Below are 20,818 nucleotides of genomic sequence, written 5' to 3' on the forward strand. Positions count from 1 at the left end.
TGTAGGTCTTAAAGGAGGGCGCGCTGGCTGTATGGCTTGTCGCGCCCTACGTGTTTATAAATTAGACTGTTGTCTCGCAATTATTTGCAAGCGACAGGGCTCAATAGAGTCTGCAACGACATAAGTTGCCAAGAAAGAGTAGTGTGATAAAAATGTCTAAACCTGACTATTATGAAGTATTAGGTGTTGCAAGAGACGCCAGTGAACGTGACATTAAAAAGGCGTATAAACGTCTTGCAATGAAGTATCACCCTGACCGTACTGCTGGTAACGCTGAACTCGAAGCGAAATTTAAAGAAGTAAAAGAAGCTTACGAGATATTGACTGATAGTCAAAAACGCCAGATGTATGATCAATACGGCCATGCAGCTTTCGAACAAGGCGGTGGTGCTGGTCATGGTGGATTTGGCGGTGCTGGCGACTTCGGCGATATTTTCGGGGACGTATTCGGTGATATCTTTGGTGGTGGCGGTGGCCGTCGTCAATCAAGACAACAACGTGGTGCTGATTTAAGATATAACCTTGAGTTAAGTCTTGAAGAAGCGGTACGTGGTAAGCAGGTTGATATTCAAGTTCCAACTTGGGTGAGCTGTAAACCATGCGATGGCAGTGGTGCAAAAGCTGGCTCGAAGCCTAAAACTTGTACAACTTGTCATGGTGCAGGCCAAGTTCAAATGCGCCAAGGCTTTTTTGCTGTACAGCAAACTTGTCCAACTTGTCAGGGCACAGGTCAGATAATTTCAGACCCATGTAACAGCTGTCATGGACAAGGGCGTGTAGAAAAAACGAAGACACTGAATGTTAAGATCCCAGCTGGGGTTGATACGGGTGACAGAGTACGTTTATCCGGTGAAGGGGAAGCCGGTGCACATGGTGCTCCAGCCGGTGATTTATATGTACAGGTGAGTGTAAAAGAACACCCTATCTTTGTACGCGATGGCAATAACTTATACTGTGAAGTGCCTATTAGCTTTACAACAGCAGCACTTGGTGGCGAAATTGAAGTCCCGACGCTAGATGGTCGTGCAAAACTGAAAATTCCATCAGAAAGCCAAACTGGTAAAATGTTCCGTATGCGCGGTAAAGGTGTGAAGTCTGTGCGCAGTGGTGCGGTAGGTGACTTAATTTGTAAAGTCGTACTGGAGACGCCAGTAAACTTAAACGAGCGTCAAAAAGCGCTTCTTCAAGAATTTGAAGACTCTATGGGCGAAAATAATGGTAAAAACCGCCCTAAAGCGCAAGGCTTTTTTGACGGCGTTAAAAAGTTCTTTGACGACTTAACTAAGTAGCTTGAATTTCGGATAATCAATGCTGTTCTAGTCGTGGACTTTTGTCCTAACAGCATTGAATGTACGTTTGGTAGCTAGCTTACTTATAATGCCCACAAATAATGTGGGCATTGTTGATTGGAAAGAATATTACGATTCAACAATCAAGATGTGCGTTGGTGCTTTTCCGCAATAACAAACAGCACCACTGATCTTGGCGTGCACGCGAATATTTTTCGTCGCTGTGAGATGGGCACACTTATTACTGCATAGCTGCATGGTTTTCCAATGTTCATACTCTTGACATAAAACTAATACCAATAAGAAGAACCCGACAAGGCAAAACAGATATTTAACTATCAATATTTTCATTACCTTCCACCGAAATAACAGGAGGTGCTTGTCCTTCGCCGTTTGGTTTTTATTCTCCTTAGTGTATTTTGGTCGCAACACTCTACTTGCCGCCAGTAATCTAAGCAGAAGTTGAGTAACAATGTACAAAATCACTTAGGTGGACTCAAAGAGAAGCGCTTGATCCACATTACTACTATGTTGCCATACAAGAATACAGGCTAGGGTGGCTTTGCAGGTGCACAGGGCCTTTATCGCCTGACTCACATTGAGTAACTATGGTGCGTAGCGGCTGCCTCATATCAGTACTAATACCAATTTGACTTAATACTTGCTCAATTTGAAGGAGTAAACCTGACGCTAACAGCATTAAAAATTTCTTATTTAGAACAACTAAATAGCAAAATTTTTGCCTTGCCTATATGGATGTAGGTACCTTAGCGATAGCAGGACGCGGTAGCGGAGTTATCGACAAGACTTTCTCGCCTCAAAATAGATCACTTAATTAAGCAAATGGGTATAACCAAACTGCTACAAAAACAAACTTAAAAAATAAGCAGAGCTAAGATCCTCACCTGAAATCTAGACTTGCTTGTTTGGTATTTATCAGTATAGACAAGATTGACATCTTAAAGAGAAAGCGCATTAATATCAGAATACTTGCGCAATAGTAACAGAAGTGTAAAAGGAAGCTTGATGACTCCAGCGATTAACTTACTCAAAAAGACTAACGTTGAATTTAAAATACTGCAATTTGAGCATGATCCTAACGACAATGACTTTGCAAATGAGGCTGCAACAAAGCTTAACTTAGATAGAGAAAAAGTATTCAAAACATTATTAATAGAGGTTGATGGGCAACTATATGTAGCGGTATCACCAGCAACTAAACAGGTGGATCTGAAAGCATTTGCAAAGGCATGTGAAGGTAAAAAAGCGCAGCTTGCTGAACAGCTGTATGCACAAAAAGTTACCGGTTATTTGGTCGGCGGGATTAGCCCATTTGCCCAGAAAAAACAACTGCCTACATTACTCCACGAAAGTGCTTTGTCATTTGAGCAAGTGTATGTGAGTGCAGGGAAACGTGGAGTGGAAGTGGCCATTTCGCCGACAGATATAAAAGCTATTTGCAAAGCAAAAATAGCATGTTTTTAGCGTCACAACTTTGCACAGCGTTTAGTTATCAGTGTGGCTAAGAAACGTTTATTTCATAATGAAGGTAACTGAAGCTTGGGATCAAGCAAAAATCGCCGACTACACCTACCTTAGGTTATAGCTTTGGTGCGCTACGATGACGCCCAAAAGACTATTATACCGGATGAATAAGGTGCTCTATTGTAGCTGTTTTTGACGAAATATTATTTGTATTGATGTGATAAGCCATTACTTTTAAGGAGCTAAAACGCTTCATTTATTAGTACCAAGACGTTGTTGTGCATTGTAAGTTATAGCCAAAAAATAGCGCCATACTGAACAGCATGTCTTGCTACTTCATGATATCAAGCCGTCTTCATTTTGGGCGTAAGCTAACATCTATCTCAGCTTCTCTTATGTCACAACGGAGAGCTTCCCTTTTTTAAGCATATTTTTGTCATCGCTCTGCAAAATATTACTTTCAACTTACACGTGTAAGCTATTAATTTTGCAGTCATTTATATTAATCGCTAGATAACTCAGTAAAAAAAGCGTTAAAAAGAGAGGTAGAGTAATTGATCTAAACGCATTTTTATGCCGTAATGTAAGTATATTTATCTGGTCGGATGAGTTAATTATGAGCTTAAGAACGAATTTAAGAAAGATCCTCCCAAGCATTTCTATCACAGAACAAGAAGCATTAGATGCCGGTGATGTTTGGTTAGAAGGATCGATTTATCAAGGTAAACCTGATTTTGCAGCACTACGCGCTGTGCCAGAAGCCAAGCTAAGCACTGAAGAACAAGCGTTTTTAGATGGTCCTGTGAAAGAACTCATGGGTATGATAGATGACTCAGAAATTCAAAATGGCAAACACTTGCCAGAGCATGTGCTTGAATTTTTGAAAAAAGAAAGATTTTTTTCACTAATCATTCCAAAAGAGTACGGTGGTCTAGAGTTTAGCCCTTACGCCAACTCAACGATTGTTGGCACGATTGCTACCAAGTCTTCAGCTGTAGCGGTAACCGTTATGGTTCCAAACTCGCTGGGTCCTGGCGAGTTGTTGCTCCACTACGGTACTAAAGAACAGCAGGCGCACTACCTTCCTCGTCTAGCCAATGGCCGTGATATTCCGTGTTTCGCATTAACAAGTCCAGAAGCGGGTTCTGACGCCGGTGGCATTCCGGATCAAGGCATTGTTACAAAAGGTGTGCACAATGGTGAAGAAGTTCTAGGTCTCGAAATAACTTGGGATAAACGCTACATTACTCTTGCGCCAATCGCAACCGTTCTTGGTCTAGCATTCAAAGTACTTGATCCAGAAGGTTTGCTTGGCGGTAAAAAAGAACTTGGCATTACCTGTGCGTTAATACCGCATGATCACCCGGGTGTGCAACTTGGTAATCGTCATGACCCAATGGGAATTCGCTTTTATAACGGTACAACCCGCGGTGAAAAAGTCTTTATTCCTATGGACTTTATTATCGGCGGCAAAAAGAATATTGGTCGTGGCTGGCAAATGCTGGTCAGTTGCTTAGGTGCCGGTCGTGGTATTTCATTACCTGCGCTTGGCGTATCGACAAGCCAAGTAGCACTAAAATCGGCATCTGAATACGCGGCTGTCCGTGAGCAATTTGGCCTGTCTATTGGTCAGTTTGAAGGTATTCAGGAAAAGTTGGCGGATATCGCAGGCAAAGCATATTTGCAAGAAGCAATGCGAGTGCTAACTACTGAAGGTTTGGGGATGGGTCTTAAGCCATCAGTAGTGACGGCTATCGCTAAATATCACATGACGGAAACTGGTCGTGACGTGCTTGACTCAGCGATGGATATTCTTGCTGGTAAGGCAATCCAAAACGGTCCGCAAAATACACTTGCAAGCGGTTATGTTGCTCAGCCAATAGCGATCACGGTGGAAGGGGCAAATATTTTGACTCGTAACCTGATGATTTTTGGTCAAGGTGTAATGCGTTGTCACCCTTACTTGCAATCAATGGTAGAGTCAATCCACAGCGAAGAAAAAAATGCTGACAGTAAGTTCAGAGGTATTCTGACCAAAACGGTAAGCTACAGCGTTGCAAACAGCTTACGCGCATTCAAGTACGGTGTGATGCCATTTACTGCTGATGCTAAGTCATCACTGCCAGAAGTTCGAGAGTATGAAAAAGCGGCACATAGGCTTGCTGCTAAACTTGCCGTATATGCTGACTTTTCATTACTTGTGTTGGGCGGTAAATTGAAGCAAGCAGAGATGCTCTCCGCCCGACTAGGCGATGTTATGAGTTACCTATATGCAGCAATGGCGTCCATTAAATACTATGAGCAGAAAGTTGCGGTATCTGAGCGTGAGCAGGCGGCTCCTTATTTCCACTACGCAACAAGATACGCGTTAACTAGCGCAGAAGAAGCACTGCATAAGTTCTTGGACAACTTCCCTGCGAGCGGTACTCGTAAATTCATGCGTGTAATCACGATGCAGTTTAGTGGAAAACAGATGCCGAAAATAAATGATAACATGGTGCGCGAGCTCGCCGCTGCTGCACAAATGGATACACCATTTAAGGCTCAATTAACCCACCTTGTTAAGCCTACAGCAGGTGACGGACACGATATTAATGAGCAGGCATATAAAGCTAAAATGGGCTGTTTAGATTTACTTGCTAAGGTGAAAAAAGCCGTTCGTCGACGTGAAATTCAACCTGGTGTTCGTTTTGAGCAAACTCTTGATAATGCACTAGTTGCAAATCTTATCAATGAAGAAGAATACGCAAAATTAGTTGACTACAATCGTAAGCGTGAAAAAGCCATTCGCGTAGATGAGTTTGACTTTGATTTAAACTTACTTAATGAGGAAACCGCAAAAGAAGCTGTCAAGCAAGCGGTAAACGAATAAGTTAGCCATTCACTTGTTGGTAAACTTAAAAGCCCTTAGCCGATTGGTTAAGGGCTTTTTCATGTTGGGTAAAGATAATAACAGCAGCTATACTAAGAGTCTCACGGGACAATAGCTTGTTTATATTAGGTGACCGAGTGTTGTTGATTTTGACGCTCAGGGCTTATCAAACGAGCAGGCTTTGGTGTTGTGTTTGAATAACTTGGGCGAATAATTAATCAGAGAGATTGATTAATTACATTTCAAGTTAAATAACAAAAAGGGTATAACTCAGTGAAAATAATTATTCCTAATGATGTAATTTCTGTGCCCATCTCATTAAAAAGAAATCAGCAACTTTGGAGCGGTTGTGGTGATATGCTGTTTATCAACCATGACGTTGGTAAATTAGCGATAAAAAGAACCAAAGTGCCTAAGCAGGTAACACACTCACGCATTTCACAGTCAGCCGTGGCCTTAAAGAGAAAAGCACACTCATACCAAGTAGAAAGGCACTTTTATAAATACCATGCTTGCGAGCTTATACCGCCTTGTAATACCGCGAGTTATTTAGGGGAAGGTGGAGCTAATGGTATGGATTACATTGTATTTAGGGACTTCTCTAGTCAGGGTTTTGTGCAAGTTGATAAACCATCTGAAGCACAAATAATGGCTGTGATTGGCTGGCTTGCCAAGTTTCATGCTCACTTTTTACAAAGCCCCGCAGAGCATGTTTGGGAGCAAGGAAATTACTGGCACCTAGAAACTCGTCCTGATGAATTTAAAAGAATGGCTGATGGTGAAGTAAAGCAAGCCGCCAGTTTATTGCACCATAAAATAAAAAATAGCTACTGGCACACATGGATCCACGGAGATGCAAAATTAGCTAATTTTGCATTTAATGGAGAGCAAGCGCTGGGATTTGATTTCCAATACGTGGGCAAAGGCATTGGAGTTTCAGATTTAATGCTGTTCATTACCTCGGTTTTAGATGAGCAAGCACAACTACTTTATGCGGATGACTACCTTAAGTTGTACTTAGATACCTTACGGGTCGAGCTGTTAGGCAAAGCAGCCTCAATAGACGTAGCACAGCTACTTAGCGAGTGGGAAGCGCTGTGGCCGGTTGTGTGGGCTGACTTCTATCGGTTTTTGTTAGGCTGGAAGCCTGATCACTTTAAAATTAATAAATACATGAAGTTTCAAACTCAAATTGCTTTACAACAAGGGCGGTAAATGGCGGTTGCCCTACTAAGCGCTTTACACTGGGCTATTTTTGATTTTTTAAGAAAAAGGCTAGCGAGCTATTATAGCGTGGCACAGATGTCAGTGATGTTGAGTCTGCTTGTGCTACCAGTCTACCTTGGTTATTGGTGTTTCGTTGATAAGCAGCTACCTGATTGGAAATATTTTAAACCTGCGCTAATTAGCGGAGTACTTGCAGCTATTGGTAGCGTCAGCTTTATTCAAGCGTTGGCACTGGGCAGGATGGCATTGATCTTACCTCTGTTATCGGTTACTCCTGCTGTTGCTGGCATTTTTGCTTGGCTATTACTGGGGGAATTATTAACCTTACATCAGTCACTTCTTCTTACGGTGATTGTGAGTGCGTCTTTCATATTGCAAGGTGGCAAATTTATCTTTCAAGAGCCTGGTGCAAAACAAGTAACTATCACATCATTTTGTTGGGGGTTATGTATTGTTTTTGACAAGCAAGCATTACAGTACAGTTCGCTTTCTTTTCATGCCACGTTTATTACCCTAATGGTGCTTATGGTTAACTTCATCTTTCTACGCCCGAGGTATTCATTTCAAGAGCTAACAAAGCATGCTGGGCTTTGGGGGTTGTCGACGCTTGTGTTTGCCATTGCTGTTATTGCCCAGATGCAAGCATTAAGTGGGCTACAGCCTGGGATGGTGGAGGGGCTGAAAAGAGCCATTGGTATCGTCAGTGCGAGTTTGCTCGGCATGTGGTGTTTTAAAGAACAGCTATCAATAAGAGAGTGGTGGATGATATTAGTTATCTTGATTGCCAGTGTTTTGTTAGCAATGAGTAGTGGTGCTTAAACACCACTACTCATCAAGTTGTTATTTACACTGTGCCACCTTTGTCCAAACATTTGAGTAGATTTCAGGGCTTGCACCTTGTGACCAGTATGTAGCTTTGTACTCGAAGCCTTTGAATGATACTCGGTCACCTTTATAGTAGCGCTTTGTCGCATTCCATTCTTGGATACCTTTACATCCTGTAGGTGCGCCATCTACTGTAACGGAAACTGTTTTTGATGCTGTTTTATTGTTTGCAGCAGTTACAGTTAATGTCACTTGATAAGTACCAGCTGAAGCATAGGTATGTGATGGGTTTGTTTGCGAGCTCGTTGCACCATCACCAAATTGCCACTGGTAGCGACCAGACGTCGATTGGTTACTGAATGTAGCGGTCATACCATCTACTGTAACGCTAAAGTTCGCATTTACAGCGCCTGAGGTATCACAGCCATTCGCAGTTAAATAATCTACAGCAGCTTTCGCTTGGACAATACCGTGACCATAAGACGTATCACGTCCGGCTTGGCCTTTATCTTTTGCAGTTGCATTTAACACATTTCGGATTTGCTTGGCTGTACATTGCGGGAATTGACTCCAAACCAATGCTGCAACGCCGGAAACGTGAGGTGTTGCCATCGATGTACCACTAATGCTTCTGTAAGCACCGTTATTCCATGTAGAGTTAACACCAACACCAGGCCCTGCAATTTCAACCTGGCTGTTGTACTGTGAGAATGAAGCTTTAGATTCTGAGCTATCTACCGCAGCAACTGACACAACTGCATCATAAGATGCCGGATAGCTTAGCGAGCTGTTACCGCCGTTACCTGCTGCGGCAATATGTAGCATGCCACGTTGATAACTTTGTTCAAAGGCGTTTCGTTCCGCCGTAGAGCTGCCACTGCCTCCTAAGCTCATGCTGGTTACGTTAGCGCCTGCTTGCTCACACTGCTCAATCGCTTTAATAAGATTAGAGCCATATGCCCAACGGCCTTGGTCGTTAAATACTTTAACAATATGCAGACCTAATTGACCTGATGGGTTTACACCAACCACACCTGTTCCATTACCACCAAGCGCTGCTATTGTACCAGCTACGTGAGTGCCATGTCCGTTGCCGTCATTACTCCATAAACCTGTATCGTAATTACCATAGCCATCATTACCGGTGATCCCAGTATTAGGTAAGTCTTGATGACCTAGCGTGTAGCCTGTATCCATGATACAAACCTTGCGATTACTGCTGTAACTATCTGAAACCTGATCAGCCTGTACCATTCTAATTCCATATGGAGTGGCTTCTGCTAGCAAGTCAATTGCAGTAGGCTCTATCGCCGGCAAGTAACGCTTTGGGTCAATCTCAACTTGAGCAATATTCTTATCTTCCTGCAGTTGTTGCATTTGTGCCGGAGATACCTCTGCAACATACGCATTGACACTCGGAAGTGTGCCCAAAGCCGTTGTACCTAATGTTGTGTATGCCGCCTCCGAAAGGATCTGAGACTTCAAATGCGCGGCTTCAAGATCGTTTAGCTGTAGCGGTAATACGTTAGTTGTGGCGTTATCTTTTAATGTCACGATAACACGCTGAGTGTCCGCCTGCGCTACTGATGAGAGGCTCGCGCAAACACATACGCTTAACGCCGAAAGCTTGATAAATTTTGTTGCTTTTTTACTGTTTTTCATAAGTTCACCTGTTTTACATGTTGTTTACTTTTGTAACTAAAACAGGTGTTGACATCGCTGTCAATTGGAAGGTGCCATTAGTTTCCAAATTGCATTATTTATAGTTTTTAATTTCTGTATTTGAATTAATAATTTTAAAAGTATAAATATATGGGTGGCTTATTGTTGTTTTTTTTGCTTTATTGAGTTGTTTATTTCCCGTATTGTAAATTGCTCTGGCTCATTAATGTAACGTGAAAATTCCAGCTGTCCAATAAAGTTTCCATGGATCGCGTTAAAAAGAAGTAAGTTTGACGTGTCTAGTTGTTCGAAAATTGATACTTTTAAATGTCCAATGTAGTTTTGGAATTGATGATAGTGGGCAAGCCTAGTAAGTGTGTAAGCCCCAAGAAGAACATGACCACCTATAGAAACGTCAAGTTGCGGGGCAATATTCTTATCCCAATTAATACCACCTACGACTACTTTTCGCTGCAGTTCATTTGCAGCTTTTAAGGCGCCAATGGCTATTGGATCATTGGCAGCCCATATTGTTGTAATTGATGGATCTCGACGTAACCATGCTGCTGTTATTCTGTACGCTTCTTGTTGTGACCACTGACTGTTTTCTTCAGCGATTAACTCAATCTCTTTATTATGTTCAAGGTAGGCTAGCATGCCCTTCTGTCTATCCAATGCAGCTGCAGTTGCGACATCACCTAGCAGTGCTAACAGGTGTTTAGATGGGGCGGTGGACTTCATTGATTTTCTCGCAAGTTGGTGCATTAACTTAAACCCGGCTTGGAAATTATTAGGTTCAATAGTGCCAATAATTTGATGTCCTGCATTGGCTAGCGCGAGTTCTGCTTCTTTTGACGGGCCGTTTAGCAAAAATATGATTTTTACGTTTGAGGCTGGTATTGATAATAAATAAGGAATAACGCTGGATTTCTCATCTACGACAATAAGGTAGTCTGGCTGATTGGATAATGCTTGGCTTATCAGTTGCTTCATTAAAATATGATTGCGCTCAGCATAGCTAATTTTTAACTCGATATTTAGGTTATTGGCGCTTGCTTGCATAATCCTGCTTACATTACGCCAGAAGTCTCCTGTGGGGTTTTCGTTGGCAAAGCCTGGATTCACAAACGTAACACTGAATCGTGGTGCAGCTAAAGCTATCTTTGAGGTAATTAAGAGCAGGATGAAAAGTACGAGTTTTTTGAACATAAGCCATAGCTGCGAAATTGTATTGATAAGTCAAAAGAACCGTTGCTTTACAAATTATAGCTCATAAATGCGCTTTAGTGACTGTCATTGTCACGCACATCATGTGGCTTAATAAAGGAGGGTCGGGTACTAGTTGTTTTAAGCCAGCTGTTTACGAAGGTACTTAGGTTATCAACAATAAATGTAGCTCTGATTGCATTTGCTTTATACTAAGCGGCAAATCTAATAGGGAGACCCTCATGATAAAAGTAATTTACGCTATCATATTTTTTGTTGCTACTTCTGTCATCGCAAACGAGCAAAGTGACCTGAATAAAACAATGAAAAAGATGGGACATATATACAAATTAGCAGTGCAGTCTGAAACAAAACAACAAATGCAGGTACATCTAGATGAATTTAAGCTACTTGTACGTGAAAGCAAAGCGTTTAATTTTAAGAAAACGGTAGCTTCAGAATCATTAACCGGTCTTGAGCAAGTATTAGAAACTGTGGCGTTAGTTGAGCAGCGACTTGCGTCAGGCGAACTTGATGCTGCACGTCAAAAATTACTGGAAGTCGATAAGTTGAGGAAGAAATATCACGAGCTCCATGAGCCACCAAGCTTTTGGGAACTGTTATTTGGAAACAAGTGATAGTAAAGTCTATTCTAATCAAGTGCCGATCAGCGATGTTGATTGGCACTTGTTTATACATTTAGCGCTTTTTCTTTTTACCCTGTACCGCCTTAAATCTAGGGTTAGTTTTACAGATCACATACACTCTGCCTCTTCTTTTCACAACTTGACATCCTGGCCTATTTTTAGCGCTTTTAAGTGAGCTTAAGACTTTCATGATTTTTATCCTTTTTTAGACGCTAAATTTTTAAAGCGACGATTAAATTGCGCAACGCGGCCATCACTTGCAACAAGTTTTTGCTTACCTGTATAGAAAGGGTGAGAAGCGCTAGACACATCGATCGGAAAATAGGGATAAGTATTACCATCTAACTCAATCGTTCGGTCAGTTTTAATAGTGGATCCCACGATAAAGTATTTGTCTACAGATGTGTCATGAAAAGCAACAAGTTGATAGTCAGGGTGAATATTTGGTTTCATTACAACGATTCCTACATTTATGTGTTGTTATACCATATCAAATATAAATTAAATAAAAACTATTCTCAACAACTAAATTTTGATGAGATGATATTTACAGCATAATGGTTGTTTTATCGTCGCCATCAACATGAAACTGAACGTATCTTGAGCAGTTAAAAAAAAGGGGGTTACTTTCCTCAAAATTGCCTGATATAACTAATGCTGCATAACAGATCATTATGATATGCGTATCAAAAAATTAGAGTAGTGCAGGTATATTGTTCATACCTGTTTTTACGGTAATTTGATTCGAAGCCATATAAATGTAAGGGCAGTTTGCATAACGACATTATTATTAGTCAAAAGCTTTTACCGAAGCTAGGAGTGGACTTTATCCTCCCGACTTGTTGGTGGAAGAATGTAACTCGTATTACGTACATCGTGCGTGGTATAAAGCAGTAGCCTCATAAATAACTAAAACCTAGTACAATGGTTTGCAACAGAGCATCGTTGTTGACCGATATAAATACAGATAAAAGAGCATTCATTATGGATAAACAAGCTGAATTAGATAACTCAATTTTAGCTAAACTGCAAAGCAGCGATGATTCTGCACTACAGCAAGAGCTGGATTCTTTGTCTTGTACACACAGCGATATTGTGACGCTATTAGCGCAGTATCAGACACTTAGCGAGCAAGAAGATGAATTGTTTGATGCTTGGTATGACAGTTTATGTGAAGATCAATTGAAAGTATTAAAAGCGTTTGAGATTATTCGTGCTCATATTGAGCAGCAAATATAGCCACAGCTTCTCTCGCTGTAATTACAAACGACCAATACCAAGGATTAGTGTTTAAGAAAAGTGCTATCGACAAGGCTTCAAGCTCCAGAAACAGCACATCTATTCGTGCTGTTATCAATAATTCATCAGAGCTTTAGACAATCACGGTTTTATTCGCTTGAAGCTAGCACCAGTCTGTAGGTGCAACCGCCCATAGAGGGAGTTAGGCGATAAAGTGTCTTGTACCCGAAGAAGTACATATTGGTATCTGATTTGTTCCAAGAAGTATTTAATTTTTGCGAGCAAGACGAAGCCTCTCTTTTGACGCTCAGCGAAGTCAGTTAAGTATGATATTAAATTTACGCTACTTTATAGACAAATCATACTTACGGATTAACTGATCAATGTACTTTGACCGTAGCGACTCAGTTTGCTCAGCTTGAGTGTTTGCTGCTAACGCTTTGTTGAGTAATTTCATTGCATTGTGCACTTGTTCTCGTTGCTCAGCTGCAATATTACTAGCTGTTCTGGCTTCTGTAATGTCGTCAATAATGGCACGGCCTAAATCAATATACAGCGCTTCTTCAATGAGCCCATTTTGGCTAATAACGCCGTATTTACCACACAAAAACTGTTGCCACACCTGCTGAACATGTTCAACTAAATCATCACTAAACGACGGATCTTCAGTATAAAAGCCTTTTTCTACACATCTACCCAATGCTTCACAATATTTTTGTCTAAAAAGTTCAAAGGCATTACTCGATTGATCTATTTTGTGTTTTTGTATCAATTGACCCCAATTTAATAAGCCGCGAGCGTAAAAGTCGGTGTACTCTTCGCATTCATAAAGTCCGAAGTAAGAACTACACTTTATTTGGTTCTGAATGCTGTAGCTTGGGTTAGGAAAAAGACTCAGACTTTGCCATTCGGCCAGTCGGTCTTCGGTAATTTTTAAGCTACTGCTCAGCTCAGCAGTGGTATAAAAGTGCGTATTTAAAAAATGTGACAATCCCATAAAGTTAACTGGATGGATATACAGTGGATGTAATTCTGATGGATCTTTACGCAAATAACAAGTGTGCAAAGGCAAAATTAATCAGTTTTAATTGATTTTCATGATTTTATGGGTCGGATCTCCGTCGTATTTATGGTAAAAATGGCGGTTAACAGAATGAGTAATAGAAAAACCATGTATCATATCCAATCAATAAAAAAATCGAGCTTAATCACAGCAATTAAAACGCCTTATACCATGGCGGGCGAAATAGATTTAGATACCTTTGATAAATTGGTGGAAGCCCAAATTACGAACGGTGTAGACGGTATCGTAGTTGCGGGTACGACTGGTGAAGGTCAACTAATGAACTGGGAGGAGCACTTGATGCTGATTGCTCACTCAGCGAATAAGTTTGGTGATAGATTATTAATTGTTGGTAATACAGGAAGCAACAACACCAGAGAAGCAAAAAAAGCAACTGAATATGGCTTTGCTTCAGGCATGCACTGCGCGCTTCAAATTAACCCTTATTACGGCAAAACTTCGATTACAGGCGTGAAAGCGCATTTAAACGAGGTGTTAGAAATCGGTCCGGCCTTTATCTACAACGTGCCGGGTAGAACGGGGCAAGATCTTACCCCCGACATTATTGAACCGCTTGCAAATCACAAGCACTTCGTTGGCATGAAAGAGTGTGCCGGTGATGCTCGTATCGCTCATTATGAGGCAATGGGGATTGCTTGTTGGTCTGGGAATGATGATGAGGCTCATGATAGCCGCCATAAAAGCCAGTCCCACGGTGTTATCTCTGTGACGTCAAATTTGGTACCAGGGTTATTCCGGCAATTAATGGACGCACCGAATGACGCGCTTAACAAATCTTTGCTTCCACTAATGAAGTGGTTATTCTGCGAGCCAAATCCAATCGCGATTAATTCCGCTTTAATCATGACCGCAGCGGTAAAGCCCGTATTTAGATTACCTTATGTGCCGCTTTCTGTTGCACAGCAACAAGAGGGGATTGCGCTTCTTTCGCAATTGAAAGAAAGCGATTTTATTGGCGCTACACCAAAATTAATCGACGAAACGCTGCTTAAGTTTTGTTAAAAGCCCGTTTGTCATTTATAATCTGCGACCGTTTTTGATTCGGTCGTAGGTTATTATGGCAACGTTTTCTTCATTTAGTTTCGCACAGCCTCTTTTAGATGCGCTGCAAGACATCAATTTTCACACATTAACGCCAATTCAGCAGGCCGCAATTCCTGCCATTCGTCAGGGCAACGATGTGCTCGCTACAGCGCAAACTGGAACAGGGAAAACCGCAGCGTTTGCATTACCTATTATCCAAAAATTGCTAGAGACTGAGTCGCAGCTAACACCTCGTGCGCTTATTCTGGCTCCAACTCGAGAACTTGCTGAGCAAATCGCCAATAATTGCGCTACGTTTGCAAAATATACAGACTTAAAAGTGCAAGCGCTTTTTGGTGGAGTCAATGTTAACGGCCAAGCTGAGCGTTTAAAACAGGGAGTTGATATTCTGGTCGCTACGCCAGGTCGCCTGTTAGATCATATCCGCCTTGGTAATGTTGCTTTGAACACAGTAAAGTATCTCGTGCTGGATGAAGCTGACCGTATGCTCGACATGGGCTTTATCACAGACATGCAAAAGGTAATTGCATCGGTAGATGAGAACAAGCAGTTGTTACTATTCTCGGCGACTTTTCCGTCAGCGATGAAGCAATTTGCCAAACAAGTCCTGAATCAACCTAAGCTTATTCAGACAACACCTGACAATAGCACTGCAGAGACTGTTCGCCATGTTGTATATCCAGTCAAAGAAGAGCGTAAACGGGAGCTACTCTCGGAACTAATTGGTAAAAAGAATTGGCAACAGGTGTTGGTATTTGTCAACATGAAAGAAACAGCGGACAAACTGGTTGAAGAGTTAAAGCTCGACGGGATTGACGCGAATGTTTGTCATGGTGATAAAACTCAAGGAGCCCGTCGCAGAGCGCTAAGGGAATTTACTGAGGGTAAAGTGCGTGTGATGGTCGCCACTGAAGTAGCAGCCCGCGGCCTTGATATTGTTGGTTTACCACGAGTAGTGAACTATGACGTCCCTTATCTGGCTGAAGACTATGTACACCGTATTGGTAGAACAGGACGTGCAGGGCAGTTTGGTTACGCCATTACTTTTGTGAGCCGTGAAGAAGAGTCGGATCTGATCCATATCGAGCAGTTAATTGAACAGCAGATCTCGCGTTACTACTTACCAGGGTATGAAGTCGCTAATCGGGAAAAACTAGTGGAAACAATTCAGAAAAAGCCTGCACATCAACGTCGCAAAGCTCGTGTGAACAAGCCATCGAACCAAGCAAGTGCAGAAGCTCGATTAAAAAACCGTTCTCGTATTGCAAATGTGCGCAAGCAGCAGAAGCAAAAATAATCGTTAGTTAATTCACTTCAGCAACAACGCCAGTCTTTATGCTGGCGTTGTTGATCTTACTCAGAGTGATACTTCCTTAATATTTACTCAATTTGAGTGATTAAATCAGCTGCTAATGGCAGAACAGATAAACAGTTTTCTTTACGGTTACAGAGACTATCGTTGACAGCTGGACACGACATCAGTGTTATCGACAAGGCCTTTGCGTCTCAAATGGGGCGCTTTTCGTAAAGCAAGTAGGTATAGTAGGTTCTAATATAGTAGAATGTTCGAATACAACACAGCTCTGATGTAATACCAATTTGACTTAATACTTGCTCAATTTGAAGGAGTCAATCTGACGCTAACAGCGTTAAAAATTTCTTATTTAGAACAACTAAATAGCAAAATTTGTGCCTAGTTATCGACAAGGTTTTCTCGCCTCAAAATAGACCACTTAATTAAGAAAATTGGTATAAAAGAGCGTCATTCATAATTTAGCGTTGAATCGATAACAAGGAAAAGAGATGTATTCGAGTTTTTTCGCACAGCTATCCGCTTGTTTAATTTTTAGTAGTGTACTTTTCACACACCCTGCCATGTCTCAAACTGCTCGGGTACTATCACCAACAAATGATGCTATTGGTGTTTTTCCACAGCGAGGTGGGGTTGCAGATCCGGTTGTTTATCTTAAAACTCGTAAAAAAGCGTTGTTTTTTGTACGTGAAGAGCGCTGGCAACAGGCGTTACCTCTATTACAAAGCTTAACATCGTCTTATAAAGATGATGGAGATACTTGGTACCTACTTGGGTTGACGCAGATGCAATTGGAGCATCATGAGCAAGCGATAGCCGCTTTGAAAAATGCACTGACGCTTGGGGTAAACGTAACCAATATCCCAAATGCTTCACGCCCTTCAAACGACATCATGATAAAAGTGTCGGAGGCTTATGCACAGCTTGGGAATATAGAGCAAGCACACGAGTGGCTAAGAAAATCTCTGTCAGCGAGATATGATGAGCGCAGCAGTATAGCGGGAAAAGCCGCATTTGATGCTATCAAAGATAATACGCAATTTCAGATATTGGCAGGACAGTACAAAGACCCCACACTAACACGGGTGCAACAATGGCGTGCTGATTTGGAATTTTTACTTGCTGAAATTAATCGCTTACATATAAATGAAATGGCTGGCACCAACGCTGAGCTGGTGGCATTGGCGAAGAGTTTACACGCGGATATACCAAACCTTAATGACCAGCAAATTGTATTTAGAATGATGGAACTAGTTGGCACCTTAGGTAATGGCCATAACCTTATCGTACCAACCTTTGGAGAAAAAGGTAATTTCAGCCGTTTGCCAGTGCAGTTTTACGTATTTACAGATGGACTCTATATCGTTGATGCAACACCAAATTACTCTGCTTTGATAGGTCAAAAAGTCATGGCTTTTGAGGGCACTTCTAGCGAGGAGGCAATCGCAAAAGCAGCAAAAATAAACCCTCGTGATAATGAAATGCAGCAGCTTTGGTTAGCGCCTTATTATTTAGCTATGCCTGAAGTGTTAACTGGGTTAGGTATTGCTGATAGTACAAATAAAATTACTATCACAGTTCAAAGTACTGATAATGTTACAGAAAAAATTCATCTTGAGGGGCAAGCATTTGCATTTAGTGGTTTGCCCACACTTCCAAAAAATCATAAAAATGCGCCAGAGTACCTACAGCATAAAGACAAGCACTACTGGCAATACTTAAATAAATCTAATGGGGTACTACAGGTACAGTTTAATGCAGTGGCACAAATGAAAACACAGTCGCTAGCCCAATTTAGTAAGACGTTAATCGACAGGGTTAAACAGGATGAAGTAAAGCATTTAGTACTGGATTTACGGCACAACAGTGGCGGGAACGGCTCTATTTTACCGCCTTTACTAAAAGCGTTAATTTACTTTGAGGCAGCAAAACCTGATGGCAAACTATTTGTTATAATGGGTCGCAACACATTTTCGGCTGCTCAAAATTTACTGACCAATATAAATCTTTTCACTGATGCTATTTTGGTTGGTGAGCCAAGCGGTTCTAGACCTAATCATGTCGGTGAAGCTGGGCGGTTCAAGTTGCCTTATAGTGGGGTATTTGGTCTGATTTCATCTCAGTTTCATCAAACATCTCGTGCGGAAGATCACCGTATATGGGTACCGCCACATATGCCTATACTACCTGATTCGAAAAGTTACTTTGCAGGTATTGATCCTGCGATAAACGCTATTTATCGGCTATTAGATAATTTATGAAGATAACAGCTTCATTTGGTTGAGATCTATCCTATCAATCCCTTTTTCTATATGCTAGCTTTACCAATAAAATCATATAAATGGAATAATAATAAATGATAATTGGTAAAGCGGCTCAATGGTTTTGCACGGTTTTTTTTGTAGTTTTTCTCTCGTGTTCTGCAATGGCTCAGGACACTCAAAAAGCAAATAAAGAATACGATCGACACACAAAAACGCTAAACTCAATAGTGCTCGGTGAAACGCGCACTGTTACGATACAACTTCCTAAAAGTTATCACACCAATTCTAATAAAACATATCCTGTAATATATCGCCTTGACGGTAAAGGGAGCCTTCCACTTATGAGTGCAGTGCTTGAACGTTTGCAAAAGACAAGCGTCTCTGCTGCACCTGAGGTCATAATTGTTGCTATTGAAAATACAGATCGGTTGCGAGATCTTTATCCAACAAAAAACAAAGAGCCAGCAGGCCCGATGAACATGGGCGGTGGCGCACCAAAGTTTTTAGAGTTTATCGAGACAGAGCTTATTCCTTTTGTAAATAAGAAGTACCGCACTCACGATTTTAAAGTGATTGCCGGCGCATCGGCAGCTGGTACTTTCGTACTCTACGCGTTGCAGACTAAGCCTACGTTATTTCAAGGCCACATAGCATATAGTCCAGCGGTATGGTGGAATTTTGGTGCCACCGCAAAAAGCACCAAAGCATTTATATCCAAAACCAAGCAATTAAATAACTTTTTATTTATTGCAATTGGCGAAGAGGGGGGCGTGATGCGCGAACGGTATGAAGATATGGCGCACTTTTTAGCTGATAACAAACCTGTAGAGCTGCGTTTTTTCAGCGAGGCTTACGATAATGTCCCTCATGGGCTTGTCTCTAGCGCCGGTATTTTTAGTGCGTACCAAAAGCTGTTTTTTCCGACCCAAATGCCAGTTCGTGCTTATAACGGCGAATTGAGCTCCATTAATGAGTATTATCAGCAGCTATCCGTTCAGTATGGCGAAGTGATTGAGCCTCAAGAATCGACGATAAGAGGGCTCGGCTATCACCATGTGAGTACGGGTAACGTGAAAGAAGCAATTAAGTTGTTTAAGTATGGCATTTCACGCTATCCACATAATGCAGACGCATACAACGGTTTAGCTTACGGTTATGAAACCGATAAACAATATCGAGCATCGTTAGAGCAAGTAAACAGAGCGCTAGCATTATCATCGAAGGATGATGATGGCTACGATGTTTTTGTTGCTCGTAAAGAGCGATTAACTAAGTTACTTGGTGAGTGAGATTTCAAATACGTAAATAGACCACGCAAGTATTTGACTTGGTCTATTTGCTGGGTATTTAGTGCTACTTAAAAATAGTGGCGAATACGTTTAATTTTTTCGCCGCTAAACTCAAACAGTGTCACAAGCTTTTGCTTATTTTCTTTTTCATTCGTGTTACCTTGCTGATCAATGCAAGGGTGTAAATACTCAACGGTCACTGCATTAAGGCCTTCAATGATGTTTGTTACTTGGATATCGCACTTTGTGTATTGGCCTAGATAGCTGAGTCAGCCCGCCTTATATTCTTCTTTTGATAATATGGCATTAAACCTAGGATGCTCGAATGTGGCATCGGGTGTTAAAAGCATCAGTAGATTGGTAACATCAGATTCTTTTGAATGTTGGTGTTCAACGGCTTTTTGGGCGTCAAAATAAGCGTTGACCTTGTCACTCAGCGCTTCTGCAGAGCAAGCACTTGAAACAAGCATGAATGGTAGCAGTGCATATAGCGCTTTCATTTTCATTATGATTTTCCCTAATTTATTGTTTTTACTCTGTATAGAATGCAGCGTTTCGACCGGGAAACGCAAGTTTAGAAAATGGCCACGCCGTTTTTAACCAATGAGTAATTGTTTGATAGAGTAGGTCATCCAATGCTATATCTTCTGACCCTATCCACAGATACACATCACAATCAAAATCTGAAGATTGAGGCGGATCGATATAGACACAACCGATATACCTTTCACTGTGTCTGGTGTAAACCGCATAAGCAAATGCTGCTCGCGACATAAATTCTTCCCTGTGCGTGGCTAAACTTGCAATGTTTTCCTCAAAAGTCATAGAAGCTTTTGGCCAGTTTGAACTTGGGCCAAATATGCCCTGTAAGCGTGGTTGATTAGCCATCACCAATTCATAATCTGCAGTCGCAATTTGCTCGTCTAGCACGGTAAAAGAAAAATGAGATGTGCTAACCCTTTTTGGTGGTTCAAAAGAATCGGGAATAAAGGGCTGACCTTGTTTTTGTTGCTTAGTCACTGTTACTGGCACTCATTAACAACGGAAGCTTTTTCATCGAAGCATCTCTTTTATAATTAGTTACAGCACGTTATCATTTGGTTGTAGCCAATACAATTACAAAAGCCATAAACTCAGTGACACATCGGCTAGGAACATAACCAGTACTTTGGCTTCGTAACACTCATCGATAAAGAAGAAAACCAAAAGAAAGAAGAAGAAAAGAAAACCAAAGACAAACAAAACCAAAAGAAAACCAAAAGAAAACCAAAGACACCCAACAAAACCAAAAAAACAAAACCAAAGACACCCACCACTAATTTGTGCCTTTTTTAAAAGTCGGCTACGCTTTAACTCTGCACTCAAGGATTGAG

21 protein-coding genes are annotated in these 20,818 nt (G+C 41.4%); 11 read left to right on the forward strand and 10 right to left on the reverse strand.

The genetic code is table 11. The features are described 5' to 3' along the window. Positions 1 to 152: 152 nt before the first annotated feature. The gene (dnaJ, locus tag HUZ36_RS15880) at positions 153 to 1,289 is read left to right on the forward strand and encodes a molecular chaperone DnaJ (RefSeq protein WP_125253487.1); all 1,137 of its coding nucleotides are present in this window, start codon (positions 153 to 155) and stop codon (positions 1,287 to 1,289) included. Between the two features lie 129 nt (positions 1,290 to 1,418). Here the strand turns inward: dnaJ and HUZ36_RS15885 are convergent, their stop codons facing one another. Both HUZ36_RS15885 and HUZ36_RS15890 read right to left on the reverse strand, forming a co-directional pair. Beyond that, positions 1,419 to 1,640 carry a hypothetical protein gene (locus HUZ36_RS15885; protein ID WP_176033365.1) on the reverse strand — a complete coding sequence of 74 codons (222 nt, stop codon included), beginning with the start codon at positions 1,638 to 1,640 and terminating at the stop codon, positions 1,419 to 1,421. 175 nt (positions 1,641 to 1,815) lie between these two features. Then, the gene (locus HUZ36_RS15890) at positions 1,816 to 1,989 is read right to left on the reverse strand and encodes a hypothetical protein (RefSeq protein WP_176033366.1); all 174 of its coding nucleotides are present in this window, start codon (positions 1,987 to 1,989) and stop codon (positions 1,816 to 1,818) included. A gap of 326 nt (positions 1,990 to 2,315) precedes the next feature. Here HUZ36_RS15890 and ybaK point away from each other — a divergent pair, with 326 nt between their 5' ends. The 4 genes from ybaK to HUZ36_RS15910 all read left to right on the forward strand — a co-directional run bounded on the left by ybaK (position 2,316) and on the right by HUZ36_RS15910 (position 7,692). Continuing rightward, on the forward strand, positions 2,316 to 2,774 hold the full coding sequence (ybaK, locus tag HUZ36_RS15895; protein WP_125253489.1) for a Cys-tRNA(Pro) deacylase: 459 nt from the start codon (positions 2,316 to 2,318) through the stop codon (positions 2,772 to 2,774). A 616-nt stretch (positions 2,775 to 3,390) separates the two neighbouring features. Continuing rightward, positions 3,391 to 5,646 carry an acyl-CoA dehydrogenase gene (locus HUZ36_RS15900; protein WP_176033367.1) on the forward strand — a complete coding sequence of 752 codons (2,256 nt, stop codon included), beginning with the start codon at positions 3,391 to 3,393 and terminating at the stop codon, positions 5,644 to 5,646. A gap of 273 nt (positions 5,647 to 5,919) precedes the next feature. After that, the gene (locus tag HUZ36_RS15905; protein WP_176033368.1) at positions 5,920 to 6,861 is read left to right on the forward strand and encodes a phosphotransferase; all 942 of its coding nucleotides are present in this window, start codon (positions 5,920 to 5,922) and stop codon (positions 6,859 to 6,861) included. Further along, positions 6,862 to 7,692, forward strand: coding sequence for an EamA family transporter (locus tag HUZ36_RS15910; protein WP_176033369.1), 831 nt, complete (start codon positions 6,862 to 6,864; stop codon positions 7,690 to 7,692). Positions 7,693 to 7,713: 21 nt separating this feature from the next. Here HUZ36_RS15910 and HUZ36_RS15915 read toward each other — a convergent pair whose 3' ends face one another. After that, complete coding sequence (locus tag HUZ36_RS15915; RefSeq protein WP_128732321.1) at positions 7,714 to 9,360, reverse strand: S8 family serine peptidase; 1,647 nt, start codon at positions 9,358 to 9,360, stop codon at positions 7,714 to 7,716. Between the two features lie 159 nt (positions 9,361 to 9,519). After that, positions 9,520 to 10,569, reverse strand: a complete 1,050-nt coding sequence (locus HUZ36_RS15920; protein ID WP_176033370.1) for an ABC transporter substrate-binding protein — start codon at positions 10,567 to 10,569, stop codon at positions 9,520 to 9,522. Positions 10,570 to 10,808: 239 nt separating this feature from the next. On the opposite strand from HUZ36_RS15920, the gene HUZ36_RS15925 reads away from it, so the two are divergent. After that, the gene (locus tag HUZ36_RS15925) at positions 10,809 to 11,204 is read left to right on the forward strand and encodes a cytochrome b562 (protein ID WP_176033371.1); all 396 of its coding nucleotides are present in this window, start codon (positions 10,809 to 10,811) and stop codon (positions 11,202 to 11,204) included. A gap of 61 nt (positions 11,205 to 11,265) precedes the next feature. Here the strand turns inward: HUZ36_RS15925 and ykgO are convergent, their stop codons facing one another. Further along, positions 11,266 to 11,403: a type B 50S ribosomal protein L36 gene (ykgO, locus tag HUZ36_RS15930; protein ID WP_080672543.1), complete on the reverse strand. Its 138-nt coding sequence runs from the start codon at positions 11,401 to 11,403 to the stop codon at positions 11,266 to 11,268. Positions 11,404 to 11,408: 5 nt separating this feature from the next. Beyond that, complete coding sequence (locus HUZ36_RS15935; protein WP_125253496.1) at positions 11,409 to 11,666, reverse strand: type B 50S ribosomal protein L31; 258 nt, start codon at positions 11,664 to 11,666, stop codon at positions 11,409 to 11,411. Positions 11,667 to 12,197: 531 nt separating this feature from the next. Between HUZ36_RS15935 and HUZ36_RS15940 the strand changes: the two genes are divergently transcribed. Then, the gene (locus HUZ36_RS15940; protein WP_125253497.1) at positions 12,198 to 12,452 is read left to right on the forward strand and encodes a hypothetical protein; all 255 of its coding nucleotides are present in this window, start codon (positions 12,198 to 12,200) and stop codon (positions 12,450 to 12,452) included. 343 nt (positions 12,453 to 12,795) lie between these two features. Here the strand turns inward: HUZ36_RS15940 and HUZ36_RS15945 are convergent, their stop codons facing one another. Then, entirely contained in the window at positions 12,796 to 13,449 is a 654-nt protein-coding gene (locus tag HUZ36_RS15945) for a DUF6058 family natural product biosynthesis protein (RefSeq protein ID WP_176033378.1), read from the reverse strand. 174 nt (positions 13,450 to 13,623) lie between these two features. Between HUZ36_RS15945 and HUZ36_RS15950 the strand changes: the two genes are divergently transcribed. The 4 genes from HUZ36_RS15950 to HUZ36_RS15965 all read left to right on the forward strand — a co-directional run bounded on the left by HUZ36_RS15950 (position 13,624) and on the right by HUZ36_RS15965 (position 19,445). Continuing rightward, positions 13,624 to 14,538 carry a 4-hydroxy-tetrahydrodipicolinate synthase gene (locus HUZ36_RS15950; RefSeq protein WP_128732325.1) on the forward strand — a complete coding sequence of 305 codons (915 nt, stop codon included), beginning with the start codon at positions 13,624 to 13,626 and terminating at the stop codon, positions 14,536 to 14,538. A 55-nt stretch (positions 14,539 to 14,593) separates the two neighbouring features. Then, positions 14,594 to 15,877, forward strand: coding sequence for a DEAD/DEAH box helicase (locus HUZ36_RS15955; protein ID WP_176033372.1), 1,284 nt, complete (start codon positions 14,594 to 14,596; stop codon positions 15,875 to 15,877). Between the two features lie 506 nt (positions 15,878 to 16,383). After that, positions 16,384 to 18,153, forward strand: a complete 1,770-nt coding sequence (locus tag HUZ36_RS15960; RefSeq protein ID WP_176033373.1) for a hypothetical protein — start codon at positions 16,384 to 16,386, stop codon at positions 18,151 to 18,153. Positions 18,154 to 18,317: 164 nt separating this feature from the next. After that, positions 18,318 to 19,445 carry an alpha/beta hydrolase-fold protein gene (locus tag HUZ36_RS15965; protein WP_252096027.1) on the forward strand — a complete coding sequence of 376 codons (1,128 nt, stop codon included), beginning with the start codon at positions 18,318 to 18,320 and terminating at the stop codon, positions 19,443 to 19,445. Positions 19,446 to 19,714: 269 nt separating this feature from the next. On the opposite strand, the gene HUZ36_RS21780 is transcribed toward HUZ36_RS15965, so the two are convergent. From HUZ36_RS21780 to HUZ36_RS21630, 3 genes are all read right to left on the reverse strand, one after another. Further along, complete coding sequence (locus HUZ36_RS21780) at positions 19,715 to 19,951, reverse strand: hypothetical protein (RefSeq protein ID WP_252095841.1); 237 nt, start codon at positions 19,949 to 19,951, stop codon at positions 19,715 to 19,717. Between the two features lie 25 nt (positions 19,952 to 19,976). Further along, positions 19,977 to 20,465, reverse strand: a complete 489-nt coding sequence (locus tag HUZ36_RS15975) for a hypothetical protein (RefSeq protein ID WP_125253511.1) — start codon at positions 20,463 to 20,465, stop codon at positions 19,977 to 19,979. 96 nt (positions 20,466 to 20,561) lie between these two features. Further along, positions 20,562 to 20,818 (reverse strand): hypothetical protein (locus HUZ36_RS21630; protein ID WP_217704692.1); only part of this gene is annotated, 257 nt, incomplete at its 5' end.

Source organism: Pseudoalteromonas sp. McH1-7 (genome assembly GCF_013366255.1).
GTDB classification, from domain to species: Bacteria; Pseudomonadota; Gammaproteobacteria; order Enterobacterales; family Alteromonadaceae; genus Pseudoalteromonas; species Pseudoalteromonas peptidolytica.

Coding starts and splice junctions, on each gene's coding strand:
- dnaJ (WP_125253487.1), top strand. CDS start 153: ATGTCTAAACCTGACTATTATGAAGTATTAGGTGTTGCAAGAGACGCC.
- HUZ36_RS15885 (WP_176033365.1), bottom strand. CDS start 1,640: ATGAAAATATTGATAGTTAAATATCTGTTTTGCCTTGTCGGGTTCTTC.
- HUZ36_RS15890 (WP_176033366.1), bottom strand. CDS start 1,989: ATGCTGTTAGCGTCAGGTTTACTCCTTCAAATTGAGCAAGTATTAAGT.
- ybaK (WP_125253489.1), top strand. CDS start 2,316: ATGACTCCAGCGATTAACTTACTCAAAAAGACTAACGTTGAATTTAAA.
- HUZ36_RS15900 (WP_176033367.1), top strand. CDS start 3,391: ATGAGCTTAAGAACGAATTTAAGAAAGATCCTCCCAAGCATTTCTATC.
- HUZ36_RS15910 (WP_176033369.1), top strand. CDS start 6,862: ATGGCGGTTGCCCTACTAAGCGCTTTACACTGGGCTATTTTTGATTTT.
- HUZ36_RS15915 (WP_128732321.1), bottom strand. CDS start 9,360: ATGAAAAACAGTAAAAAAGCAACAAAATTTATCAAGCTTTCGGCGTTA.
- HUZ36_RS15920 (WP_176033370.1), bottom strand. CDS start 10,569: ATGTTCAAAAAACTCGTACTTTTCATCCTGCTCTTAATTACCTCAAAG.
- HUZ36_RS15925 (WP_176033371.1), top strand. CDS start 10,809: ATGATAAAAGTAATTTACGCTATCATATTTTTTGTTGCTACTTCTGTC.
- ykgO (WP_080672543.1), bottom strand. CDS start 11,403: ATGAAAGTCTTAAGCTCACTTAAAAGCGCTAAAAATAGGCCAGGATGT.
- HUZ36_RS15935 (WP_125253496.1), bottom strand. CDS start 11,666: ATGAAACCAAATATTCACCCTGACTATCAACTTGTTGCTTTTCATGAC.
- HUZ36_RS15940 (WP_125253497.1), top strand. CDS start 12,198: ATGGATAAACAAGCTGAATTAGATAACTCAATTTTAGCTAAACTGCAA.
- HUZ36_RS15945 (WP_176033378.1), bottom strand. CDS start 13,449: ATGGGATTGTCACATTTTTTAAATACGCACTTTTATACCACTGCTGAG.
- HUZ36_RS15950 (WP_128732325.1), top strand. CDS start 13,624: ATGTATCATATCCAATCAATAAAAAAATCGAGCTTAATCACAGCAATT.
- HUZ36_RS15955 (WP_176033372.1), top strand. CDS start 14,594: ATGGCAACGTTTTCTTCATTTAGTTTCGCACAGCCTCTTTTAGATGCG.
- HUZ36_RS15960 (WP_176033373.1), top strand. CDS start 16,384: ATGTATTCGAGTTTTTTCGCACAGCTATCCGCTTGTTTAATTTTTAGT.
- HUZ36_RS15965 (WP_252096027.1), top strand. CDS start 18,318: ATGGCTCAGGACACTCAAAAAGCAAATAAAGAATACGATCGACACACA.
- HUZ36_RS21780 (WP_252095841.1), bottom strand. CDS start 19,951: ATGAAAATGAAAGCGCTATATGCACTGCTACCATTCATGCTTGTTTCA.